General features: G+C 71.5%; 15 protein-coding genes. 4 read left to right on the top strand and 11 right to left on the bottom strand.

The window, feature by feature from the left end; translation table 11 throughout:
- Nucleotides 1-176 precede the first annotated feature (176 nt).
- Both DP939_RS42590 and DP939_RS42585 read left to right on the top strand, forming a co-directional pair.
- Nucleotides 177-719 carry a flavin reductase family protein gene (locus DP939_RS42590; protein WP_113986544.1) on the top strand — a complete coding sequence of 181 codons (543 nt, stop codon included), beginning with the start codon at nt 177-179 and terminating at the stop codon, nt 717-719.
- Between the two features lie 130 nt (nt 720-849).
- On the top strand, nt 850-3,210 hold the full coding sequence (locus DP939_RS42585) for an NPP1 family protein (RefSeq protein ID WP_113986543.1): 2,361 nt from the start codon (nt 850-852) through the stop codon (nt 3,208-3,210).
- A 67-nt stretch (nt 3,211-3,277) separates the two neighbouring features.
- Here the strand turns inward: DP939_RS42585 and DP939_RS42580 are convergent, their stop codons facing one another.
- The 11 genes from DP939_RS42580 to DP939_RS42530 all read right to left on the bottom strand — a co-directional run bounded on the left by DP939_RS42580 (nt 3,278) and on the right by DP939_RS42530 (nt 22,606).
- Nucleotides 3,278-7,843 carry an FG-GAP-like repeat-containing protein gene (locus DP939_RS42580; RefSeq protein ID WP_158578980.1) on the bottom strand — a complete coding sequence of 1,522 codons (4,566 nt, stop codon included), beginning with the start codon at nt 7,841-7,843 and terminating at the stop codon, nt 3,278-3,280.
- A 356-nt stretch (nt 7,844-8,199) separates the two neighbouring features.
- The gene (locus tag DP939_RS42575) at nt 8,200-8,967 is read right to left on the bottom strand and encodes a glycoside hydrolase family 16 protein (protein WP_147268362.1); all 768 of its coding nucleotides are present in this window, start codon (nt 8,965-8,967) and stop codon (nt 8,200-8,202) included.
- Nucleotides 8,964-10,199, bottom strand: coding sequence for a hypothetical protein (locus DP939_RS42570; RefSeq protein WP_113986540.1), 1,236 nt, complete (start codon nt 10,197-10,199; stop codon nt 8,964-8,966). The genes DP939_RS42575 and DP939_RS42570 overlap by 4 nt, the downstream gene beginning before the upstream one ends.
- Before the next feature lie 35 nt (nt 10,200-10,234).
- Complete coding sequence (locus DP939_RS42565; RefSeq protein ID WP_113986539.1) at nt 10,235-10,972, bottom strand: hypothetical protein; 738 nt, start codon at nt 10,970-10,972, stop codon at nt 10,235-10,237.
- The gene (locus tag DP939_RS42560) at nt 10,972-11,967 is read right to left on the bottom strand and encodes a MinD/ParA family ATP-binding protein (protein WP_113986538.1); all 996 of its coding nucleotides are present in this window, start codon (nt 11,965-11,967) and stop codon (nt 10,972-10,974) included. The genes DP939_RS42565 and DP939_RS42560 overlap by 1 nt, the downstream gene beginning before the upstream one ends.
- Before the next feature lie 67 nt (nt 11,968-12,034).
- Nucleotides 12,035-14,152, bottom strand: coding sequence for a hypothetical protein (locus DP939_RS42555; protein WP_113986537.1), 2,118 nt, complete (start codon nt 14,150-14,152; stop codon nt 12,035-12,037).
- Nucleotides 14,149-15,870 carry a hypothetical protein gene (locus DP939_RS42550; protein ID WP_113986536.1) on the bottom strand — a complete coding sequence of 574 codons (1,722 nt, stop codon included), beginning with the start codon at nt 15,868-15,870 and terminating at the stop codon, nt 14,149-14,151. Before DP939_RS42550 ends, DP939_RS42555 begins: the two co-directional genes overlap by 4 nt.
- Nucleotides 15,871-16,447: 577 nt before the next feature.
- Nucleotides 16,448-17,281, bottom strand: a complete 834-nt coding sequence (locus tag DP939_RS42545) for a helix-turn-helix domain-containing protein (protein ID WP_113986535.1) — start codon at nt 17,279-17,281, stop codon at nt 16,448-16,450.
- A 65-nt stretch (nt 17,282-17,346) separates the two neighbouring features.
- Complete coding sequence (locus tag DP939_RS42540) at nt 17,347-18,915, bottom strand: amidohydrolase (protein WP_113986558.1); 1,569 nt, start codon at nt 18,913-18,915, stop codon at nt 17,347-17,349.
- A gap of 201 nt (nt 18,916-19,116) precedes the next feature.
- On the bottom strand, nt 19,117-19,776 hold the full coding sequence (locus DP939_RS42535; RefSeq protein ID WP_113986534.1) for an NAD(P)-dependent oxidoreductase: 660 nt from the start codon (nt 19,774-19,776) through the stop codon (nt 19,117-19,119).
- Between the two features lie 64 nt (nt 19,777-19,840).
- Nucleotides 19,841-22,606 carry a LuxR C-terminal-related transcriptional regulator gene (locus tag DP939_RS42530; protein ID WP_199565782.1) on the bottom strand — a complete coding sequence of 922 codons (2,766 nt, stop codon included), beginning with the start codon at nt 22,604-22,606 and terminating at the stop codon, nt 19,841-19,843.
- A 195-nt stretch (nt 22,607-22,801) separates the two neighbouring features.
- Between DP939_RS42530 and DP939_RS42525 the strand changes: the two genes are divergently transcribed.
- Entirely contained in the window at nt 22,802-23,365 is a 564-nt protein-coding gene (locus tag DP939_RS42525) for a permease (protein WP_113986532.1), read from the top strand.
- A gap of 13 nt (nt 23,366-23,378) precedes the next feature.
- On the top strand, nt 23,379-24,161 hold the full coding sequence (locus tag DP939_RS42520; RefSeq protein ID WP_158578979.1) for an alpha/beta fold hydrolase: 783 nt from the start codon (nt 23,379-23,381) through the stop codon (nt 24,159-24,161).
- Nucleotides 24,162-24,165: the final 4 nt, after the last annotated feature.

The following is a 24,165-nucleotide window of genomic DNA, read 5'->3' as shown; positions in this document are numbered from 1 at the left end:
CGGGTCAGGAGTGGTGTCAACCGGGGTAATGGCGGTGCGCAGATGAATTCTTCCCCCGGATCGCGGAATAATCCGGTGGCCGCGCGCGGCTACGCCTCCTTGGTGGGCGCGGTCTGGAGTGCGGTGAGGATCGCGGCTTACGGTGGGCGGGAAATCGGACCCATTGGGAGGGCGAGATGAAAGAGGTTCCGGCGCGCGCGATCGATGGCGAGGCGTTCCGGGGTGCGCTCCGGCTGCACGCCGCGGGCGTGGTCGTGATCACCGCCGAGTCCGACGGCGTGCCGGTGGGCCTCACCGTGACCACGTTCACCTCGGCCAGCCTGAGCCCTCCTCTGGTGTCCTTCTACATCGACCGCCGGTCCGCCAGCGCGCCGGGCCTGAGTACGTCCGCGCATTTCGCGGCCAACATTCTCGCGGGCGGCCAGAGCGAACTGGCCACGCGGTTCTCCCGCAAAGGGGTGGACCGTTTCGCCGCCCCCACCAGATGGCACCTCGGGCCGCGCGGATTACCGCTGCTGGACGACGTCTCCGCGCGGCTGATCTGCTCGCAGCACGCGGCCACCGAGATCGGCGATCACATTCTGCTGGTGGGCCTGGTGATGGACGTTTCGGTCGATCCGGAAAGCCACCCGCTGGTGTACCACGGCCGCCGGTTCGGCGGCTTCCTCCCGCACCCGTCGCCGAACGGCACTTCCCGCCCCGCCGAGCAGAAGGCGTAGTAGAAAGTGGACTGAACATGGGCACCGAATCGGTCTGGTACGGGCCGGTGAGGTGACAGAGGATGCGCGCGTATGAGAACCGGGTCCGCCGAATGGCGTGATCCGGGGACGCCATCCTGGGGAGTGCCAATTGAGAAGATCATTATGCGCGAGCCTGATCGCGAGCCTGATCGCCGGTTTGGGGATCGTGATCGCCGTGGCCACGCCCGCCCACGCCGAGCCGCCGCCGCCGGAGATCAAGGAGAACGCCAGCGTCGCGAACCTCCGGTTCCAGCCCGCCATGGACTATGACGAGGACGGCTGTTACGCGTCCGTGGCCATCGGCCCCGACGGGACCCTGACCCCGGGTCTGCCCCTCGGCGGGGCGCTGAACGGCGCCTGCCGCGACGCGTCCGACCTGGACAACAGCAACATGTACGCGCGTTCCCGGTGTAACACCAACGGGTGGTGCGCGCACATGTACGACCTGTACTTCCAGAAGGACCAGACCACACAACCCGGCTGCGACGTCTGCGGGCACACGCACGACTGGGAGCACACCATCGTCTGGACCAAGGACGACAAGGCCGAGTACGTCGCCACTTCCCTCCACGGCGACTACGACATCAAGAAGGCCGCCGACGTCGAGTTCCTCGATGGCACCCACCCGAAGATCGTCTACCACAAGGACGGGGGGTTCACGCACGGGTTCCGCTTCGCCGATGCGAATCATCCATTGCAGAACCACTACCGCAGATGGCACCTCCCGGATCTGGTGAGCTGGGAGGGCTACCCCTCGACCAGAGTGCGGGACACCCTCGCCGGGCACAACTGGGGCAAGGCCACCTTCGGACTCAAAGACCAGGACGACACCTTCCGGAAGAACGTCGAAGAGGCCCACAAGGATCTGCCGTTCGACTTCAACCCCGGCGAACACCGCCTGCCGGCGGGCATGCCCGACCCGAACCTGCCGCCCGACGATGATGACGACGAGGAGAGGAAGGGCGCGGAGGAGCTGAAGAAGCGGGATCTGCGGATCATGCCGCTGGGCGACTCCATCACCTACGGCATCGGCAGCTCCACCCAGTCCAGCTACCGCGCCGACCTGTGGAACAAGCTCGACGGCAAGACCAAGAGCCTCGACTTCGTCGGCTCGATGCGGTCCGGGCGGCTGTCCGACCCCGACAACGAGGGCCACTCCGGCGCGATGATCGGCCAGATCGCGAACTCGGCCGACACGGCGGTCCCGCTGTGGCGGCCCAACGTGGTGCTGGTGCACGCCGGTACCAACGACATGGACCGCGGCGACGCCGGCGCGGCCCCGGACGCGCTGAAGGTCCTGGTCGACCAGGTCTTCGAGGACGCCCCGACGGCGCTGATCGTGGTGGCCAACCTGGTGCCGTCCAAGGATTCCCGGGTCCAGGGCAGGATCGACGCCTTCAACAAGGAGATCCCCGCGATCGTCGAGAAGCGGGTGGGGATGGGCCGGATGATCGCCCTGGCCGACATGAGCATGGTGACGTCCGGCGACCTCGTGGACTCCCTGCACCCGAACGACAACGGCTACCGCAAGATGGCCGACGCCTTCCACAAGGCCCTGCTCCGTGCGGCGGCCAAGGGCTGGATCAGCGACTCGCCTGGCACACCGCTGTGCAGCGACGCCCAGAACCGCTGGATTCCGCGCGGCCAGATCGCCTCCGGTGTCGAGTACGGCGCGGACGAGCGGGTCACCTTCGCCGACATCGACGGCGACCGGCGGGACGACTACCTGGTGGTCAACGACAAGACCGGCGCGGTACGGGCGTGGATGAACGCGGGCGGCGACCGGGACGGGCAGCCCGGCTGGGTGCCGCGCGGTCAGATCGCCTCCGGCGTCGGGCACGGCGACGAAGAGGTGATCGACTTCGCCGACATCGACGGTGACAAACGGGACGACTACCTGGTGGTCAACGTCAGGACGAAGGCCGTGCGCGCCTGGATGGACGCGGGCGGCGACCGGGACGGGCAGCCCGGCTGGGTGCCGCGCGGGCAGATCGCGTCCGGAGTCGAGGGCGAGGCCGGGCCCGCGTTCGCCGACATCAACGGCGACGCACGGGACGACTACCTGGTCGTGACCGATGTCAGCAGCGGCGCGGTGAGCGCTTGGACGAACATCGGCGGCGACCGGGACGGCAAGCCAGGCTGGATCCCGCGCGGGCAGATCGCCTCGGGCGTCCTTGAGCCGGGCGACGGGCTCCGCTTCGCCAACGTGGACTGCGACACGCGCGCCGACTACGTGGTGACCAAGTACCCCAGCGGTCGCGCGACCGCCTGGCTGAACCGCGGCGGCGACCGGGACGGCACGCCCGGCTGGGCGCCGCGCGGGCAGATCGCCTCGGGCGTCGGGATCGCGGAGAATGAGGGCCTGGCCTTCGCCGACATCGACGGCGACCAGCGCGACGACTACCTGATCTGGGACCTGCGCACGGGCAGCGTCCAGGCGTGGATCAACAACGGCGGCGACCCCGCCTGATCGGCCCTTCACAAGAATGCCTCGGCCCTCGGTGCGTTTCCGCACCGAGGGCCGATTCGGACAGGGATCAGGGGTGGAAGGTGCGGAAGTAGTCGGCGGGGAGCTTGTTGAGCCAGGCGGTGACCTGGCCGTTGGAGGTCATTCGGGCGAAGTCGGCCTTGCCGTCCCCGTTGATGTCCGGGAAGTGGACGTCGAAGCGGGCGGCGCCGGAGTCCTCGGCGATCTTGCCGATGTCCCGGAAGCTGGAGAAGAGTTCCCCGCGTACGCTGATCCAGGCTCTGGCGCCACCGCCGGGGGTGACCAGGATCCGGTCGTCCAGGCCGTCGCCGTTGAGGTCGGCGTGCCTGATCTCGCGGTCGCCATCACCGCCGTCGAAGATGCGCATGGGCTCGAACCAGGCCAGCTCGCCGTTGTTCTGGAAGTTCTGGTTGATCCAGACGGTGGTGGTGCCGTCCGGCCGGATGATCAGATAGTCGTCCCGGCCCCTGTTGGTGATGTCCGCGAAGCGGACCTTCGACCCTGGCGGGGGTGTCAGCTTGCCTCCTGTCTTGCCCTCGTTGTAGACGTTGGCGTCGCCGTCGTAGGGGATGGCGCACATGCGTTGGCCCATCGGTTTGGACCAGTCCCACCGGTAGACCTTCATGGTGCCGTCCGGTTCGACGAAGGCGCAGTCGGGGTGCCCGTCGCCGTCCAGGTCGGGGAACCGCAGCTTGTCACCGTCGGCTCCGGCGGGCGGCCGGAAGGGGTGCTCGCCTTCGGTGAACGCCTTCCAGCCCTGTCCGTCCGGACCGTTGTTCCAGTAGAACTGGAAGGAACCGTCCGCTTTGACCACCACCTGCTCGGCCTTGCGGTCCCGGTTGATGTCCGCCCACCACAGCTTGACCGCGTCGGAGCGAACGTCGGGCTGGATGAGGCCGAGCGGCTCCCAGCTCGGGCCCAGCTTGCGCGGCTCGTGTACCGGCTGACCCGGCCCGTGGAAGCTGTCGAAGTAGTCGTCCGGCAGCTTGTTGATCCACGCGGAGATCCTGCCGTTGGAGGTGATGCGGGCGAAGTCCGCCTTGCCGTCGCCATCGATGTCGGGGAAGTGGACGTCGTAGCGGGCGATGCCGGAGTCTTCGGCGATCTTGCCGATGTCACGGTAACGGCTGAATCCTCCCCGGGGGCCTTCGTTGATCCAGGCCCTGGCGCCGCCGCCGGGGGTGACCAGGATCCGGTCGTCGCGGTTGTCGCCGTTGAGGTCGGCGTTCCTGATCTCGCTGGGCTCGCCGCGGCTCGCGGCGACCCGGTTGAGCTTCTGCCAGTCCAGGTACGGCATGGTCCGGTCGGTCTTGAAGTTCTCGTTGAACCACGCGGTGGTGGTGCCGTCCGGCCTGATGATCAGGAAGTCGTCCCGGCCGCCGCCGGTGACGTCGGCGAAGCGGACCTTCACCCCGGCCGGGGGCGTCAGCTTGCCTCCTGTCTTGCCGTCGTTGTAGACGTGCGGGTCGCCCACGTACTGGATGGCGCACATCCGTTCGCCCATCGGCTTGGACCAGTCCCACCGATAGACCGTCAGGGTGCCGTCCGGTTGGACGAAGGCGCAGTCGGGGTGCCCGTCGCCGTCCAGATCGGCGAAGCGGAGCAGGTCGCCATCGGCGCCGGCGTGCGGCTGGAAGGGGTGCTTGCCCAGCGTGAACGGCTTCCAGCCGTTCCCGTCGGGGCCGTCGTTCCAGTAGAAGTCGAAGGAACCGTCCTTCCTGACCACGATCTGCTCGGCCTTGCGGTCCCGGTTGATGTCCGCCATCCACAGCTTGACCGCGCCGGGACGTCCCTCGGGCTGGATGACGCCGCGGCCCTCCCAGTACTGGCCCAGGTCGTGCGGGTCGTCCTCCGGATCGCCTCCACCGTCGTCTCTGGAGCCACAGGGGTTGGAGCCGGCGTCCGGTGCCTGGGGATTGGGGGGCCGGATCCACTTTCGGTCCCACGCCTTGGCCGCGGCCTCGACGAACGCCTCGCCGATCTTCGCGTAGCCCTGGTCGTTGGGGTGGACGCCGTCAGAGCCGATGTCGGCGTCGCCCAGCCGGGTGATGTCGGTGTACACCACCCGCAGGCCACGTCCCACCAGCCGGTTCACCAGGCCGGGGATCTGGGCGGTGAAAGCCTCGCCGCGCTCGTCGGTGGCGGCGTCGTGGTAGTGCTGGATTCCGGCCACCAGCACGGTGGTGCCGGGGGCGTCGCGGCCGACCTGTTCGATCAATGACTCAAGCCGGCCGATGGCGCCGCCCATCTCGTAGTTCTGGGTGACGTCGTTGCCGCCGGCGATCAACGTGATGACGTTGGGCTGGTAGGTCTCTACGGCGCAGTCCGCCTTGCCGGCGATCTCGTGGATCCGGAAGCCTCGCCACCCCTCCACGTCCCGGTCGGCCATGGTGCCGACCTTCACCGAGCCGACCCAGTCCACAGGAGGAGAGGAGCCGATCGGCGTGCTGCCGTCGAGCAGGGTCTGAAGCCCCCGACCGGCGACGTCCCGGTAACCGTTGCCGTGTGAACTGCCCTGACCCCAGGTGGTGGACGACCCCAGAGCCATGGGACGGAGCCGCATGCCCGGTCCGTCCGGCCTCCCGGCGCACGAGAGGTGTCGCTGATTCGAGGTCGCCATCCTCTGGACGGCGTCGGTGAGGCAGTCGCTGAGGACCTTCTGGCCGAACGCGTTCGGGTGGATGGCCTCCACCCAGTCGCCCGCGGAGGTGTAGCCCTGGACGAACCGGACCCACTCGGCCTCGGCCATCGGAATGGGATTGGCCAGCGATTCGCTGGACTTCGCCTGCCGGGTGGACTTCGAGCACAGCTCGTGCCCGGCGAACGCGTCTTTCAGGTCGAGAAAGGCCGCGCCCGTCTCATCGGCCGCCCCTCGCAGCATGTCTCCGATGCCTTTCATGGCACCGTCGTGCGTCCAATTCAGGTCGTCGTCGTAGAAGGGGCAGCCGCCCTGGATGTACCGGTCATAGTGGTCGCCCGGGTACCTCACCTCCTCGGCGGAGGGCAATGGAGACGGGTAGGACTGGATGATGAGCCGGTAGCTGGTCTCGTCCTGCCCGGCCTCGGCCATGGTGTCGCGAATGGTGGAAAGGACACGGGCGACGTCCCTGCCCACGTTGGGGAGCCGCTCCTTGAGAATCCTGTCGGCGGCGAGGTAGCAGGACCCGAAGAACTTCATGAACTGGTTGCCACACGACTCCACGATCTTGGCGAACCCGAGGTCGTTACCGCCGATGGACACCACGATCGTGTTCGCCTGGAACTCCCCGGCGAGGTCGGTGAGCTGCTCGATCTGCGGCCTCTCCCCCTTGAAGGACTCCGAGAGCAGGTGCTTGGTCTCGGCGCCCGAGCACGCGATGTTGAACATGCGGCTCTTCGGTACTCCGGCGATCTCGGCGCCCTTGATCTCCGCGACGTCCGAGCGGTGACACGCGTCGCTGCCGTCGCCGTTCTTCTCATAGACCTGTGTGCCGTCGGCGGCCCGGTCAGTGCCATAGGAATCGCCCCTGTCGGGGGCATTGGCATTGCCCTGCCAGCGCCCTGCCTCGCCGGAGATGTAGCTGTCCCCCATCGAGACGGCCATGGCCGGCACGTCGTCGATGGGACAGGCCTCCTCGGCGGCTGCGCGCACCGCGTCCGCCGGTGACGGTGACGGTGACGGTGACGGGCCGCCCACGCAGGTGCCGGGATTGCTGGCCGGGCCGAAGAAGACCGGATAGTGGTCGGACTTGTGCGTCGATTTCGCCCGGCTGGCGTGGTAGTTGTCGCCTGCGCCCTTGGCCACCATGTAATCGAGTTGGGCTCCGCCCTCGTAGGTCTTCGCGCCCTGCGAAATGATGCGCTCGCCGGGATCGAGGTCGGTGGCGACGCTCAATGCCATCTGGCTTACCGAAAAGCTGGTCAGCGCGTCACCTCTGAGGTTTCTCGTCGCCGCCCGCCAGGCAGTCCCATCTTCGGTGGGGTATCTGTTCCAGTCGCCCATCACGGCCCAGTCGCTGTCGAAGCCGGGCTGCCCGTGCAGGGTGGCGATGTCCTCAAGCAGCAGGTCCGCGTTGTTGTTGGCGCGTTTCGGCTGTGTGGTGGCGTGGATGGAGTAGTACCAGGCATCCCCCACCTTTACTCCCAGGGCGGGAAATGCCGTTTTGTCTTTCCGGTCCTTCTGTATGTTGAGGACGTGTACGTTCGCCGTCACGTTGGCGATGTTGTCAGTGGTGACGACCGCGAGACCTCGGTTGTTGGAATGGGTCCTGATCACAAAGGCGGTCGCGTTGATGTCGTTGGCAATGGTGTACTGCTCGACCCGCCATCGCTGCGGGGTCGAGGGTTTCCCGTCTCGGTTGAGGTAGGGCACGTCGTGATTCGTGGGAGTGAGGCCCATGAAATTCCCGTTGGCCACTTCCTGGAGAGCGGCGACGGTGACCCTGTTGTCACGCATCAGGGCGGGCACCGTGCGGGGGGTGTCCCCGCCTCCGGCCAGGTTCCAGGTCATCGCGACCTTCGTGACGGCCGCCTGGGCGGACGGTGTGGTCGGTACGATGACGAGCAGTCCGGCGACCAGCGTCAAAGCCAGCAGGTCGGCCGTTCGGCGTCGCCATCGTCCTAATAATCCAGACATTTGTCCCTTTCCGGGTAACGCGTTATGACAGCGTGGTTCTGGACTGGCGATGACGACGGGGAATCGCCCAGGCGCCGGCCCAAGCGGCGGGCACGGGCACAGAGCATGCTGGGAATGGGTGGGGTGGCGACGGGCTCCGCGCTGGAAGTGGGTCGCCGGGGCGTTCGGTCTGGCATCGCCGGCGGCCGGAGTGTTCGCGATCACCCTGCCGCTGATCGCAGCGTAATTCGGCCGGTATCCAGTCGACAGTCCACTTTCTGTCCACTTACGCCCGCGTGTCGTTATCATCTCGTGACATGGAAAGGCCGCGACCGGTTTCCGGCCGCGGCCTTACAAAGCGTCCTCGACGACAGGGATCACTGAGATTCCTGCATGGGGTAGATGCGCAGCCAGTCCACCTCCATCCAGGCGTCGCCGCGGTCCTTGCCGTCGGGGAACCAGTCGAGCTGGAGGCAGGCCGCCATCGGGCTCTGCGTGGAGTTGGCGGAGCGGAACCACTCCTGGCCGTCGATGTACCCGACCACGCCCTCGGGCGTGTTCTCCACCGCGTACGTGTGGTAAGCGGTCATGTCGAGTTCGCCGCTGACGCCCTCCTTGCCGCCCTCGGGGGTCTTCATGAACAGGTTCGGGCGCTGCCGTTCCGGGTCGTCGATGACCTCAAGGAAGGCGATCTCCTCGCCGGTCGCGCTGTCCACCCCGCCGCCGCCCTGCTGCGGCCACAGCAGTGCCACCGGATGGTAGGAACCGGCTCCCGCATAGAGCCGGATCCTGGCCTCCCAGCGGCCGTGGGACTGGACGTAGCGGGTGGCGAGCCCCGCGGTGGTGCCCTTGGCGGTGCCGTACAGGTAGAGCGCGCCGTCCCCGATGAACGCCTGGCCGGGGGAACGCCGGCCCTTGCCCGCGTGGCCCGCCGAGTCGTAGACGAACCAGTTCTCGCGGTCGAGCTGGGACTCGAAGTCCTCACACCAGATGGGCGCGCCCCAGTCGGGGTTCGCGCCCTCCGGGGTGGCGGTGCAGTCCGCCCGTCGTACGGCGGTGTCGCCCCGGGCGGCGGTGAGGCCGCCGAGGGCGAGGGTGACCGCCATGCCCACCACGGCGGCCCGCAGCACCGGGCGGGCGATCACGACGGCGGGTCCTGGGCGCGGGCGCACTGCGAGGAGATGCTGAACGTCCAGCACCCGGCCGGACGCGGCGGCACGGGGGCCGACGCGGTGCCGTCGGACACGGACGTGTCCTGCGATCCGTTACCGGAACGGGCGGCGGGCGCCGCGATCGGGGGAGCGAACGCCCAGCGCGGCGCGTTCGCGGCCTCGGCCTGCCGCTTGGGCAGCGCCAGCGGCGAACCGGAGTCGCCCAGGCCGGACGAGCCGCCCTGGTCGGCCCCGCTGGTGGTACGGCCGCGCCAGGGCGCGAGGCTCCAGCAGTTCGCGTCCTTGAACGGCACGCAGGCGCCATCCGGGCGGGCGGGCTTGGCCAGCGGCGGCAGCGGGAGGACCGGCCTGGTCCGCCGGTTCTTCTGCTGCGGGGCCGCGAGCTGCCGCGAGTCCGGCTGCTTGACGGGCGGCGCCTCGCCCACCTCGCCGGTCGGCGACGGCTTGGGGGCCGGGGGCTTCGCCGGCTCCTTCGTCGGCTCCTTGGCGGGCGGCTTGGCGGGCTCCTTGGGGGGTTCCTGCGTGGGCTTCTGGGGCGGCTTGGGCTTGTCCGTCGGACGTGGCTTGTCGGTGGGCTTCGGCTTGTCCGTGGGCTTCTCGTCGGGCTTTTCCGGCTTCTCGGGCTTCTCGGGTTTGTCGGTCTTTGAGGGGTCCGGCTTCGGGTCGGGGTCCGGCTTCTTGGTGGGCTGCTGCGTCGGACCCGGGTTGGGCTGGGCCGACACCGACGGCTTCGGCTCCTTGTCCTTGTCCTTCTCGTCGTCCGCGGTCGGCTCCGGCTTGGACGGCTCACTCGGCCTGGGCTGCGGCTTCGGCTGCTGCCGCTGCCGGGGGGCCTTGCGCTCGGGCGTGGCGTCGGGGTCGGGCGCGGCCTCCTCCGGCGTCTCCTCCGGGTCGGGTTCGCCGTCGTCGGTCACCTCGGGCTCGGGCTCTGGTTCCGGCTTGGGCTTGGGCTCCGGTTTGGGCTCGGGTTTGGGCTCCGGCTTCGGCTCGGGCTTGCGCTCCTCGAACGGCGGCGGCATCTTCTCCACGTCGATCGGGTCGTTCGGTGGAGGTTCGCCCGGTATGAGGGAGGCCGCGGCCTCCGGTACCGGCTGCGCCATGGCGACCCACGGATGCGTGATCACCGCGCCCGTGGTCGCCGAGAGCCCGGTCAGGACGAGCCCGGAGACCAGGGTGACGCGCTTTGAGGGACTGCGTTGGGCCATATAGCGTCCTCCTCGATCTGCGGATTCAGTGCGGTTCACCGGGTTCCCGCGATGGGCTTCCAGCCCGCCGCGCGGAACTCGGGGGTGCCGGGGGCGGCGACCTTCGGCACGACGACCTGCTGCGGATCAGGGATGTTGACCCAGTCACCGCGGGTGCCACCGCGTGCGTCCGGCCGCCATGCCATGAGCAGGCTCATGGCGTAGGGGCTTGAGTAGGCCGGGGCGTTCTGCCCGGCCTCCTTGGTGGCGGTCACCTGTACCAGTACGGAGACCTCCACCTGGTCCGCGGCGCGCGAGCGCCACTGGACGCCGATGGTGGTGGTGCGCATGCTCGCGCCGGGCGGGAGTGCGCCCTCCTCGGGCAGCCCGAGCGTCTTACGCCATTCGCGTACCACCGCCGCCGCCCCGTCGCGGGCGGCCTCCTGCTGGTCCGGCGGCGCGTACAGGACCGCGGCCTGCTCGGCCTGGTCCGGGTCGAGGGTCCAGGCCGCCTCCAGCGCGGCGGCGGCGGCCGAGGCCGCGCCCAGTTCGGATTTGGGGAAGCCGATCGGATAACCGCCCTCGCCGTGGAACCCGGACGGCTTCGCCAGCATGATCCCCGCGGGCTCGGTGCGCGCGGTCGCCGCCTGGGTCGGCGCCGGGTCGGACCGGAACAGGATCCACACCACGAACCCCGCGGCCACCGCCGCGACCAGGGCGATGAGCACCCAGCGCAGCGTGTGGCGGGGCGGGCCCAGTCCCCAGTCCAGTACCGGATCTTCGGTGATCTTCACTAACGACCCCGGCTCCCCTTGGAGAAGCCCAGCCCCACCGCGGCCGACAGGCGCAGGTACGCGGCCCTGGTCGCCGGACGCAGCCGTACCAGATCGACCTCCGCGCCCTCCTTCAGGTGCGGGTCGTACGGCACGCGGATCACCGCGCGGCAGCGCGAGGTGAAGTGGCGCTCCAGCAGTTCGATGTCCACGTCGGTCTTGCGCTCCACGGCGTTCAGCACCACGATCGCGTTCTTGACCAGGTCGGCGTGCCCGTGCGCGGTCAGCCAGTCGAGCGTGGCCGCCGCCGAGCTGGCGCCGTCCACCGCGACCATGGTGACCAGGACGACCTGGTCGGCGAGTTCGAGGGTCGCGCCCATCGCGCCGTGCAGCAGGCCGGTGCCGCAGTCGGTGATGCAGATCGAGTAGTAGCGCTCGATCAGCTTGGTGACCGTGCGGTAGTCCTCGGCGTTGAAGGCCTCACTGACCGCCGGGTCGGCGTCGGAGGCCAGTACCTCCAGCCGGGCCGCCGACTGCGAGGTGAACGCGCGGGCGTCGGCGTAGCGGGCGATGTGCGGGGCCTCGGCGAGGAAGGTCCGGATGGTCGCGGCGGTCTCGGACTTGACCTTGAGCCCGAGCGTGCCCCGGTCGGGGTTGGCGTCGATGGCGATCACCCGGTCGCCGCGCAGCGAGGCCAGCGTGTTGCCGAGCGCGGCGGTGGTCGTGGTCTTGCCGACCCCGCCCTTCAGGCTCATCACCGCGATCCGGTGGTGGCCGCTGGCCACCGGGATCTGCGCCTGCCCGATCAATGTACGCCGCTCCAGCTCGGCCGCCGACTCCGCGGGGTTGATCCGCCCGCCGGACAGCCTCCACAGGATCCGCCGCCACCCCCCGGCCGGTTCCGGCTGCCGGTTGGTGAGCAGGTGCTCGGCGGTGAGCGGCACGGACTCGGGGATCGGTTCCTGCGACGCGGCCGCGGATTTGGCCGAGCGGATCGGGGGGGAGGGCTCCGTCATTTCGCGTCCTTTCGCGGAGTCTTACCGGCTTGGAGGTCTTTGGGGGTGCGGGGGCGGGTCGCGTCGGTCAGCAGGTGCGCCACCGCACCGGGGTGGTGATCGTGTCGCCGTCTCCCTGGACGGTCAGGGGGGCGGTCATCGGCGTGGCCGCGCCGCACCAGTTGCGTACGCGCAGCGCGCGCAGCGAGATCACCGCCCGCTGGCCGGGCCGCAGGGTGCCGCTGGACGGCGTGGCCTGCAGGCCGGGCGCGGTCACCTCCCACTTGACGGCGCGGCCACGGGTGAGCGAGATCGCGATGCTGCCGCGGCCGTAGTCGTCGAGCGCCACCGAGCGCGGCACGGTGAGCCGCGCGGCCAGCCGGGGGCCGCCGTCGGCGCGGGACTCCACGGTGGGGACGTCGGCCGTGGGGACCTTTTCCGGCGGTGTCTCGGGGGCCGTCTCCGGGACGGTCTTCTCCGGGGCGGTCTTCTCAGGGGCCGTCGGCTCGGCCTGCTCTGTGGTGGCCGGGGGCACGGGGGCGGTGCTGGCGCCGAGGCCGGGGTCCGTGGTGATCTGGGTGGCCGCGGTCTGCTGGGTGGCGGTCCCGCCCGGAGTGAGCAGGCTCATCCCGAAGATCACGCCCGCCGCCCCGGCGACCAGGATGATCGACAGCTTGATCATGGTGGTCGGGACGCGGGGGCGGGTACGCAGCCCGGCCGTCTTCTCCCCGAAGATCGTCAGACCGGGGGGTTCGTTGCGCGCGCCCGGCCCCGCGCCCGTCCCCGGCATGGTGGCCTCGGGATCGGCGGCCACGGGGGCGTGCAGCATCAGCGGGGGATGCGGGGACTTGGTGGTCTTGGGGCGTTTGGCGGCCTTGGGGGGTTTGGGGCCGCGTACCGCGCGCATCGGGGCGGTGGGCAGCGGCGGGATCTCCCGCTCGGGCCGCCTGGGGGGCTCGGGGGCGGTGGGCTGCTTTTCGCCTGCGGCCTGCTTCTCCTCGCCCGCGGTACCGGTCCTGGCCAGTACGCCGCGCGCCCACGCCTGGGAGCGCAGCGCGTCGTACAGGGGGGTGTCCAGCGCGGACGACCCGGCGGCGGGCAGGCCGGCGGCGGGCGGCGAGGTCAGGCCGGGCTGGGTGGTGTCCGGTGCGGCGGTGTCGGGTGCGGCGTTGCCCGGTCCAGTGGCGTCCGGGGTCTTCGGCGCAGGCTTCGGGGCGGGCTTCGGCTCGGGCTCGGGCTTGGGCTCGGGCTTCGGGGGGATCTGGGCGGTTTGTTCTGCGGGTGGTTCTTCGGGGCGGGCCGGTTCTTCCGCGGCGGACTCCTTGCGTTCGGCGGCCACGGCGACCGGGGCGGACAGTGGCGCGGCCGTCGAGATCGGCGTGGTCAGCGGCTCCGGCGGGAGCGGCAGGGAGTCCAGGATGCGCTGCCTGGTACCGGCCGGGAGCGGTGGCACCGGCGGATGACAGATCATCTGCGGCACCGTGTAGCGGATGTTGATCGGCCGCTTGCACACCGGGCACGTCATCATGTGCGTGACCAGCGCCATCCGCGCCTCGTTGAACTCCTCGGGACTGCGCGGCCCCTGCATGATGGACGGCGCGTCGTAGGAGTCGCCGAACAGCCCTCCCGGGAACAGCGCGTCCGCCAGCGGCGCGAGCGCCGGGCAGGCGGCCCGGCCGTGGGCGAGCGCGTCCAGGCCGCTGACCAGGGTCTCGATCATGTCCTGGGTGCGGGTGGCGACCTTGGTGATCTCCGTGGCGGGCACGCCGAGTACGTGCGCCAGGTCGTCCGCGCCCAGCTCGTGCCGGTACATCAGGCGCAGCGCCTCGGTGCCCAGCGGGTCGGCGAGCGTCCAGGCGCGTTCGACCAGCCGCCCGTCCGGCATGCCCGGCGCACCGCCCGACTCGTACCTTTTGATCTGACCCGCGTGGTCCGCGCCGCCCGTCCCGGGACCGCCGTACATGCACGCCTTGCGGAGCACGGTCAGCAGCCTGCCGCGCGGCGACACGCCGCCCTGGCGGGCCGCCGGGTCCTTGTACGGCTCGGCCCTGGTCAGGCAGATCGTCAGCGTGGTGATCACCGCTGTCACCGCGCGCCCGGAGTCGAGATGGTGCCCGGCATAGTCGAGCAGGTGGGCACCGTGATCGCGTACCCACGACGGGCCTGGACCGAGGGCCACCCTGTCCGCGCCGGTCGGCGTGCTCATGACCCGCCGTATCCGGTCGGGCCTCGCTCGACCTGGTCGGGGGCGGGTGCGTTGAGATCGGGTCGATCGAGGTCGGGGGCCGGGGCGGGTTCGGGCGCGGGGTCGTCGCCGGGCGGGGTGTCGCCCTGCTCGGCCTCGGGGTCCTGGACCACGACGGTCAGGTCGCGTTCGGTCAGACCGGTGAACTTCGTCCAGTTGCTCACCTCGCCGGCCTCCGGCTCGACCAGCAGCCAGCGGACGAACGCGGGCAGACTGCACGAGTCATGCCGGATGCGGGCCCGCGCGTCCTCTTCGGGGTATTCGTGGCAGGCCGGGGTGCCGGGCGGGGCGATGGTGAGGTCCCAGAAGCCGTTCTCGTCGGTGTACTTCTTCGACCCGTCCAGGCCCAGCGCCTCGTAGGCCCGCCGCATCAGCGCGGGGTCCCGCAGCACGGGCAGGTCCTCGGGGTCGAGCCGCTGGACGAAGGGGTCCTTCGGGCCGGGGTTCGGCGGCACCGAGTCGGGGAGGCTCCCGTCGGCGGACGGCAGCGGGGTCGCGGTACGGGTGGGCGTCGGCTTCTTGGTCGTCGGCCGCGCGGTCGGCTTCTTGGTGGGTGTGGGGCGGCAGCGGGTCGGCGTCGGACTCGGCGTGGCGCTCGGGGTCGCGGTGGAGCCGGAACTGGGGCTGGGGGTCACCGTCACGGTGAGGGTCGGCGACGGCTCGGACGTGTCGTAGTCGTAGTCGTCCTCGTAGGGGGGCGGCTCGCGGTCCTCCGCGTCGAAGGTCACCACGGGGAAGGGCGGCGCGCACGGCGTCGGTCTGCCCGTGGGGGACTTGGTGGGCGTCCGCGTCACGGTCACGGTCGGGCGCGGGCCCCGGGTGGGCGTCAACGTCAGCGTCGGCACCACCGTCCGCGTCCGGGTCGGCGTGGCGGTCGGCTTCTGCGTGGGCGTACGGGTCGGCGTGACGGTCCGCGTCCGGGTGGGGGTCAACGTCAGCGTCGGCACCACCGTCCGCGTCCGGGTCGGCGTGGCGGTCGGCTTCCTGGTGGGCGTCCGCGTGGGAGTCGCGGTCGGTTTCCGCGTCGGGGTCGCCGTGGGCTTCCGCGTCGGGGTCGCGGTGGGCTTCCGGGTGGGGGTCGCCGTGGGTTTGCGGGTCGGCGTACGGGTGGGGTCGGCGGTCGGGCAGGGGGTGGTCCGGGGGGAGGTGCCGGACCGGGAGTTCGGGACCGCCGGGGTCAGCATCACCCCGTTGGGCGCGCGCTTCGGCGAGCAGTCCCGGCCCGAGGGCGTCGCGATCGGGCTGGGCAGCGGTACCGGGGTGGAGTTGCCCGGCCGTAAGCGTTCCGCCGCCGCGTCCACCACGACCGGCAGCGGCGTACAGCCGTCCTCCACCTTGCCGCCCGCCTTGCCGCCGGATCTGGCGGCGATCACCCGCCCGTCGGTCGTGGTGGTCAGGCAGACCCGTAAACCATTTCGGCGCGGCTTTTCGGACGGTTCCGGAGCCCCCGGACCCTCGGCCGAATCCGATGACTCGGGCAGCACGGACGGCTCCGGGTCGGACGGCTCGAAGGTCAGGCCGGGGTCCTCCTGCTCGTCCAGGTGGTAGGTGCCCGCCGCCAGCTTGATCTCGCCGTCGCCCGCCGTACGGCCGGCGATGACGCTGCCCACCCCGGCGCCCACGCCGAACACACCGATCGCGACGGCCACGGTGATCGTCGTCGCGCGGGAGGATCCCATCGTCGTGCCTCCTGTGTCGTGGACGTCAGGCGTCGCGGCTCTCCGAGATGGCAACCCCCCGTATTGCGCGTCTTTCGGAAATGACCGGGGCCGGGCCGCGCCGGGTAACGTTCCACGGCTCGCGGTCAGGGCAATGTCCGGGCATGGCGGCATGCCGACGTGGCTGCCGCGCGCGCGTGCCAGAGAAATCCAGTGCACACCGAGACATAAAACTAGATATTAGACTGACGGTTATCTCTTGGGAAGGTAAGGAAACCGATGAATAAGTCATCTACTGTGACAGGAATATAAATATTCCGAAAGCCGGGTATCGGCTAGCCGAAACCCCCAAGAGCCCATCTGACCAGCACTTATGCGCTCCGTGCGCGCTGCCCGCCCCAAACCCGATCCACGGTAACTCCGTCGCCGGCCGGAGGCCGCCGCCCGTCCAGGCCCTGCCTGCGGCCGTGCCGCACCGAGTGTTCGTCTGTCGTTCTCCCGTGCGGGGGTCCGTACTCCCCTGGAGGACGTACGCCGAGCCCACGCCATGAATCGGCGGGCGGCGAGAAGACGTGCTCTCCTCGCCGCGCCCCATTTGTCAAGCCCCGTAGTTGCGTTCGGGAAATACCGGTTGGTTATCGTTGCGGCCGGATAGGCGGGACAGGTAGGAGTCGAGCGCGGCCAGCGTGCCGGGCCAGGCGAGGGTGAAGCCCGCCCGGGTGTCCTCGTCGATCTCGCCGATCACCCGGTGCTCGACGGTGACGCTCGTCGTCTCACCGTCCGGGGTGAGGATCATCCGCCACTGGCCCGCGACCGGGCCGCGTACGCCCATCGACCCGTCCAGCACCAGCTCGCGCCCCGGGCTCAGCGCGCTCACCACGCCCCACAGGGTGCCCGGCCCGTCATCGAGCGTACGCCCTTCGGCCGTGGTCCCCAGCCGCCCGCCGAGGCGCGGCTCGAAGGCCAGCCGTTCGCCCTCCGGCCAGGTGCGCGGCCACCAGTCCGCGAGGTCGAGCAGCGCGCCCCAGGTGCGCTCGGTCCCGGCCTTGACGGTGTGCTCGGCCCGGACGTCCAGCCCGTACTCCACGCGCGCTCCCAAGTTCCGCCCGGGTCCTTCCGGGTGCCCGGCCGTCTCCGCCGGGTGTGCCGTCACGCCGGCCAGCGGCCGGACCCAGCGCTCGTACGCCACCCGCAGCGGGACCGGGTTGAGGTGGTTGAGCCGTTCCCGGCCGCGCCGCTCAATGGTGATCAGACCGGCGTCGGCCAGCACGCCCAGATGCTTCATCACGGCGAACCGCGTCGTGGGGAACACCGCCGCCAGCGCCCCGGTACTGCGCGCGCCGCCGCGCAGCTCGTCGAGGATCGCCCGCCGGGTGGGGTCGGCGAGCGCGCGCCAGATCGGTTCTTCGTCGGGAACCACTCTCGGACTCATATGTGACTTCCTGGTCACTTGTGAAGGTGATGTCGATCGCGAGCATGACAACGAATCGGGGCCGGTCAGGAGCGCTGATAGACCGTCGCCCCGCGTACCACCGTGCGGACGCACACCGGCGCGCTCACCGAACCGTCGTCCGGCTTGCCGTCCACCAGGTCGGCCATCGGGGCCGCCGCGTCCCAGACCGCGAACGTCGCGAGCATCCCGGCGGCCAGCACCCCGCAGTCGTCCATCATGCTCGCGCGCCAGCCGTTCACCGTGTGCGCGGCCAGCGCGGCGGCGGGGGTCATCCGGTGCGCGGGGGTGTGGTGCCGGACCGCGGCGAGCACGCCCGCCCACGGGTCGATCGGCGTCACCGGGGAGTCGCTGCCGAAGGCCACGCCGACGCCCGCCTCGGCCAGCGAGGCGAACGGATTCATCGCCGCCGCGCGCTCCGCGCCGACCCGCTCGCCGTACATGCCGTGCACACCGCCCCAGCAGGCGTCGAACGCGGGCTGCACGCTCGCCCACACGCCCAGGTGGGCCATGTGCGCGATCAGGCCCGCGTCGATCATCTCGACGTGCTCCAGGCGGTGCCGCCCGGCGCGGATGACCTCCAGGCCGACCTCCTGGGCGGCGGCCTCGAAGCCCTCCACGGCCGTGCGCACGGCCGCGTCGCCGATGACGTGGAACCCGGCCTGCAGCCCGGCCCGCGCGCAGGCCACGATGTGCGCGGCCACGGCCTCCACGCCGTGGTAGAGCGCGCCGGTGTCGCCGGGACGGTCGGCGTACGGGCGGCTGAGCGCCGCCGTGCGCGACCCCAGCGAACCGTCCAGGAACAGGTCGCCCGCCGCCCCGGCGCAGCCGTGCCGGGCCGCGGTCTCGGTGCCGCCCAGCTCGCCCCAGTAGCCGATCACGTCGGGACCGGGCTCGGTACGGCCCAGGTCCAGCATGCTCGCCAGGTCGTCTTCACTGGACAGCACCGGACCGGCCAGTTCGTGCAGGCAGCCGACGCCCAGCGCGGCGGCGCGGGCGCGGGTCAGCCGCTGGGCGTCGCGGCGCTGCGCGGCCGACAGCGAGGCGTGCGCGAGGGCGCGCAGCCGTTCGTGCGCGGCCTGGCGGAGCAGGCCGCTGTCGTCGTAGCCCGCGTCGCCGCGCACCTCGGGGTCGGCGGCGAGCAGCGGCGAGGACACCGCGCCCGAGTGGTGGTCGGTGCGGGCCAGGTAGATCATCCGGCCGGGGGCCGCCGCGTCCAGGTCGGCCGCGGTGAGCGGACGCCGTTCCGGCCACAGCGAGTCGTCCCACCCGCCGCCCAGGATCGTGCCGTGCGGCTGCCCGGCGGCGTGCGCGGCGAGGCGCGCCAGGGCCTCGGCCCGGCTCGGGCACCCGGTCAGATCCAGGCCGGACAGCGCCAGGCCGGTGGAGGTCGCGTGGACGTGCGCGTCCACGAATGCGGGGGTCACCCACGCGCCGTCCAGCTCCACCACGCGCGCGGCGGGCACGTCACCGGTGTCGTCGCCGACCCACACGATCCTTTCGCCCTCGGTGAGCATCGCGCTGCCGCCGTCCGGCGCGTGTATCCGGCCGCCCCGCCACAGCGTGCGCTCCCCGCGCTCCGCCGCCGCGCCGACGCGTGGCTTCGGCGCGGGCATCCGCGAAAGGACGGTCCGTTCGTGTTCCCTTGTCACTTCGGTTCTTCGTCTCCCCGGGTCAGTGCTGGGATTCAAAGTATGTCGAGTGGGAGCACGAGAACAGGGAATTCAGGATCTGGTGGGCGGCGGTCTGATCACGAAGCCGGACGCTCGTGACGATCTCCCTCCAACCGGCGTGTCGCACCCGTGCGGATCGGTGGATCAGTACGCCACGGCGACGTACTGCTTGATCGTATTCTGGTCGGTCAGCATGCCGAGCATGGCGTGCGCGAGGTCCGCGCGGGAGATCTTCAGCCCGCGCGGCAGGTTCGCGCCGAGCGCGGTCCGGTAGGCGTGCGTGGCGGGCTTGTCGGTGAGCTGCGGCGGGCGTACGACGGTCCAGTCGAGGTCGCTCCCGGCCAGCACCGCCTCCATGCGGGCGAGGTCGGCGTACTCCTTGCGCAGGATCGTCCTGAGCAGCGGGGTCAGGACGTTCCGCATGATCGGCCCCTCGCCGGGCGCGTGCCGCGGTACGGGCCTGCCGGGGGCGGACACGCCGGCCACCGGCGCGGCGCTGATCGCCATGATCCGCCGCGTGCCCTGCGCCCGCATGGCGTCCACGATCGCCTGCGTCCCCCGCCACGCCACGCCCTCCTGTCCGGGCGCCGACCCCAGCCCGGACAGCACCGCGTCGGCCCCCGCCACGGCGGCCTCTAACGCCGCCGCGTCCGGCCGCCCCAGATCGGTGGTCACGTGCCGGACCTCCCGGTCCAGCTTCGCCGGATTGCGCACGACCGCCGTCACGTCATGCCCGGCATCGATCGCCTGCCCGAGCAGATGCCTTCCGACGCCACCCGTGGCGGCCACAATCGTGATCTTCATCTCTTCCCCGTTCCCCGGACGACCTCTACGCCGCGCACCCTAGCCCCCTGCCCCGCCAGGTGGCTCAGAGGAGGTCCAGGCGGGCGAGTTCGGTGCGGGTGGTGACGCCGAGTTTGGGGAAGGCGCGGTAGAGGTGGTGGCTGACGGTCTTGGGGCTGATGAAGAGCTGGGCGGCGATCTCGCGGTTGGTGGCGCCGGTGGCGGCCAGGCGGGCGACCTGGAGTTCCTGCGGGGAGAGGAGGGCGATCAGGTCGGGGGCGCCGGCGGTGACGGTCTCGCCGGCGGCGCGGAGTTCGGCGCGGGCGCGTTCGGACCAGGGGTGGGCGCCAGCGCGGTCGAAGGTCTCCAGGGCGGCGCGCAGGTGGGCGCGAGCCTCGTTCTTACGGCGGGCGCGGCGCAGCCACTCGCCGTGGAGCAGGTCGGTACGGGCCCGCTCGAAGGGCCGGTTGGCGTCGGCGTGGGCCTCGGCGGCGAGGTGCCAGTGGCGTTCCGCCGTGGCGTCGTCATCGGCGAGCAGGGCGTGGCAGCGGTGCAGCACGGCCTGCGCCCACGGATGGCGGGCGGCCGTCGCCCACGGCTCGAACCGGGCCAGCGCCCCGGCGGCCCGGTCCGGCAGGCCCAGCCGGACGGCGGCCTCGATCTGGTCCGGCGCGAAGTAGATCGGCATGATCTGGTGCCGCAGCGGCCCCCGGGCGGCGGTGTCGAACCGGGCCAGCGCCACCTCGAACCGGCCCAGCCCGAGGTCCAGCAGCCCGAGCGCCCACTCCGCCCAGCCCACGAGCGTCATCACCGGGTGCAGGCCGACGTGCGCGATCGTGCGTTCGGCGAGTTCGCGGCATTCGTCCTCGGCGCCCCGGACGGCGGCGGCCATGGCCATCACGCTCTCGAAGTGCGCGACGCGGTGGGTCTGGCCGATGTCGGTGGCGAGCCTCCGCCCCTCGGCCGCGGTGGTGACGGCGTCGCGGAACCGGCCCAGGTACATCTGGTGGATCGCCAGCACCGCCTGGGCCAGCGGCAACAGCCCGATCAGGCCGTCCGCCCGGCACTCCTCGATCACCGACTGGGCGATGGCCAGGCCGTTGTCGAAGTCGCCGGAGATCCCGGCCAGCGAGCAGATGCTGATCCGCAGCGCCGCCCCACCGGACGGGATCGCCATGGCCACCGCGATCAGTTCGCGGAACGGCGGCAGCGCCCGGTCCAGGTCGCCCGCCAGGAAGTCGGCCATCGCGCGGGCCGCGCGGGTGAACCCGTCCAGCCCGTCCTGCGGGGTCAGCGGCAGGGCGCCGAGCCGGGCCTCGGCCTCGGCCAGGGCGGTGGGGTCGCTGAGGTACCAGGCGTTGCGGACGGCGTCCAGCAGGAGGAGCGCCGCGCCCGCGCGGTTCAGGTCCGCGATCGAGGCGGCCCCGTCGAGCAGGATGCGGTGGGCGTCGTGCACCGCGCCCCGGTCGAACGCGATCCGCCCGCGCAGCCCCGCCAGCCTGGCCCGGGTCTGCGGGTCGTCGCAGAGCCGCCGCGCCTGGTCGGCCAGTACCTGCGCCTGTTCCAGGGCTCCGGCGTCGGCGGCGGACTCGGCCGCGAGCGCCAGCCGCCGGGCGCGTTCGGCCAGGGCGGGGGTGAGCCGGGCGGCCCGTTCCAGGGCCGCGGCCGCCGCCGCGTGGCCGCCGCGTTCGCGGGCCCGGCCCGCCGCCCCTTCCAGCGCGGCGGCGATGGTCTCGTCCCGGCCGGGTACGGCGGCGGCCAGGTGCCAGGCGCGGCGGTCGGCGTCCTGTTCGCCGCCGAGCGTGTCCGCCAGCGCCCGGTGTACGGCGACGCGCTGGTCGTAGGCCGCCCGCCGGGCCGCCGCGGTACGCATCAGCGGATGGCCGAAGGCCAGCCGCCCGCCCGCGGTGGACAGGAACCCGGCGCGCTCGGCCGGGCCCAGCGCGCCCGCGTCCGCCCCCAGGGCCTCGGCCGCGCGGACCACGACGCCGATGTCCCCGGCGTCGTCGAGGGCCGCGATCAGCAGCAGGGTCTGGGTGTCCGGCGGAAGTACGGCGATGCGGGCCTCGTAGGCGTCCTGGATGCGGCGGGGCAGCGGCAGCGGCTCCCCGTCATCGTGCAGGTCATCGCGCAGCGCGTCGGCCATCCGGGGGAGTTCGATCAGCGCCAGCGGGTTGCCGCCGCTCGCGGCGAGGACGCGTTCCCGCGCGGCGGGCCCCAGCCCGGGTGCGTGGTCGCGGAGCAGTTCGAGGGCGGGCCGCCGGGGAAGGCCCTCGATGCGCAGTTCCGGCACGCCGGGCGAGTCGAACCCCTCCCTGGCCGCGAACAGCATCGCGATCCCCTCCGAGTGCAGCCGCCGGGACGCGAACAGCAGCGCCTCGGCCGACGAGCGGTCCATCCACTGGGCGTCGTCGATCAGGCAGAGCAGCGGGCCGTCCTCGGCCAGTTCGGTGAGCAGGGACAGCGCGGCCAGGCCGATCAGGAAGCGGTCCTCGGCGGAGGTGCCGGTGTCCGCCAGGCCGAACGCCCCCGCGAGCGCCCTGGCCTGCGGCGCGGGCAGGCCGCCGATCCGGTCGAGGGCCGGGCGGAGCAGCAGGTGCAGCGCCGCGAAGGGAAGCTCGGCCTCGGTCTCGACGCCGGTGCCGCGCAACTCCCGCAGGCCGCCCTCCCGCGCGGCGCGGGCGGCATGGGAGGCATGGGAGGCATGGGAGGCATGGGAGGCATGGTCCAGTAGCGCGGACTTGCCCATGCCCGGTTCGCCGCGAAGGACCAGAGTGCCGCTCTGACCTTCCTTCGCGTGCGCGATCAGCGCCTCGATCTGTGCCTGTTCACGTTCTCTGCCCCGCAGCATGATCGGAATCTAACGTTTTCAGATGATTCGCCAGTCAATTGTCTGATACCGCACGGACGCCCTGCCTGCCTACCGTCGGACCACCGGGCGATCGAAGGAGTGACCGGTGGATGCTCTGATCTTCTTACTGCTGTTCGTGGGCCTGTGCGGCTGGCTCGACCGCTGGGCCACCCGCGAGCCGGGGGAGGGCCGCTGATGTTCGTCGGACACTTCGGGGTGGCCGCCGCGGTCAAGGCCGCCGAACCCCGCGTACCGCTGTGGTCGCTGATGCTGGCCACGCAGTTCCTCGACGTGATCTTCATCGGACTGTACATGGCGGGCGGCGTCGAGTCCTTCCGGGCCGTCACCTCCGGCACCTACGGCGAGGCGCTGATCGACGCGGGCTACACCCACTCACTGCTCGGCGCGCTGCTGCTGTCCGCCCTGTACGGCGGCGTCGCCGCGTGGCGCTGGGGCCGCAAACCGGGACTGGTGCTCGGCGCGCTGGTGTTCAGCCACTGGCTGCTGGACCTGCTGGTCCACCGGGCCGACCTGCCCCTGCTCCCCGGCAACGCCGGTGATCTGCCGCTGCTCGGCCTCGGCCTGTGGCAGACCCCGTGGGCCACGGCCGTGATCGAGGGCGTCCTGCTGGCGGCGGGCGCGGTCCTGTACTTCCGTTCGGTACGCCGCCGCGCCACCGACACCCGGCGCGCGCTGGTCGCCGGTGCCGTGATGTCACTCCTGCTCGTGGCGGGTCTCGCCGTCGATGTCCTCAGCTAAGGAAGGCCACGACATGTTCGTCGACGTACCGGGCGGCCGCCTGGCCTACGACTCCGCCGGCGAAGGACCGCTCGTCGTGTGCCTGCCCGGCCTGGGCGACACCCGCGAGGCGTACCGGCGGCTGCGCCCGCTGCTGGTCGAGGCCGGGTACCGGGTGGTGACCATGGACCTGCGCGGCCACGGGGAGTCGTCCGCCGGATGGGACGACTACTCCCAGGCCGCGGTGGGCCGCGACGTCGTCGCCCTGCTGGAGGTACTGGACGCGCCCGGCGCGGTACTGCTCGGCAACTCCTACTCCGGCGGCGCCGTCGTCCGCGCCGCCACCGACGCACCCGAGCGGGTGGCCGGAATCGTCCCGATCGACGGGTTCATCCGGGCCATCCCGCTCAACGCGGCCCTCCGCGCGCTCGTCCGGCTGATCGCCGCCTCGCCGCGGCTGTGGAGCCTGTACTACAAAATGGCCCACCCCACGGCCAAGCCCGCCGACCTGGCCGCGCACCGCGCGAAGCTGGTCGCCATGCTGCGCGACCGCGAACGGCATGAGGCCATGCGCGCCATGCTGCTCAACCGCGCGCCGGACGCCGAACAGGTGCTCTCCGAGGTCCGCTGCCCGGCCCTGGTGCTGATGGGGGCCAAGGACCCCGACTTCCCCGACCCGGCGGCGGAGGCCCGGACCCAGGCGTCGCTGCTGCGCGGCCAGGCCGTCGTGATCGACGGCGCGGGCCACTACCCGATGTCGGACCACCCGGAACGCACGGCGGAGGCGCTGCTGCCGTTCCTGAAGAACGTCTTCTGACGTT

The organism is Spongiactinospora rosea (assembly GCF_003315795.1).
GTDB classification, from domain to species: domain Bacteria; phylum Actinomycetota; class Actinomycetes; order Streptosporangiales; family Streptosporangiaceae; genus Spongiactinospora; species Spongiactinospora rosea.
This window is presented reverse-complemented; position numbering and strand designations above follow the sequence as displayed.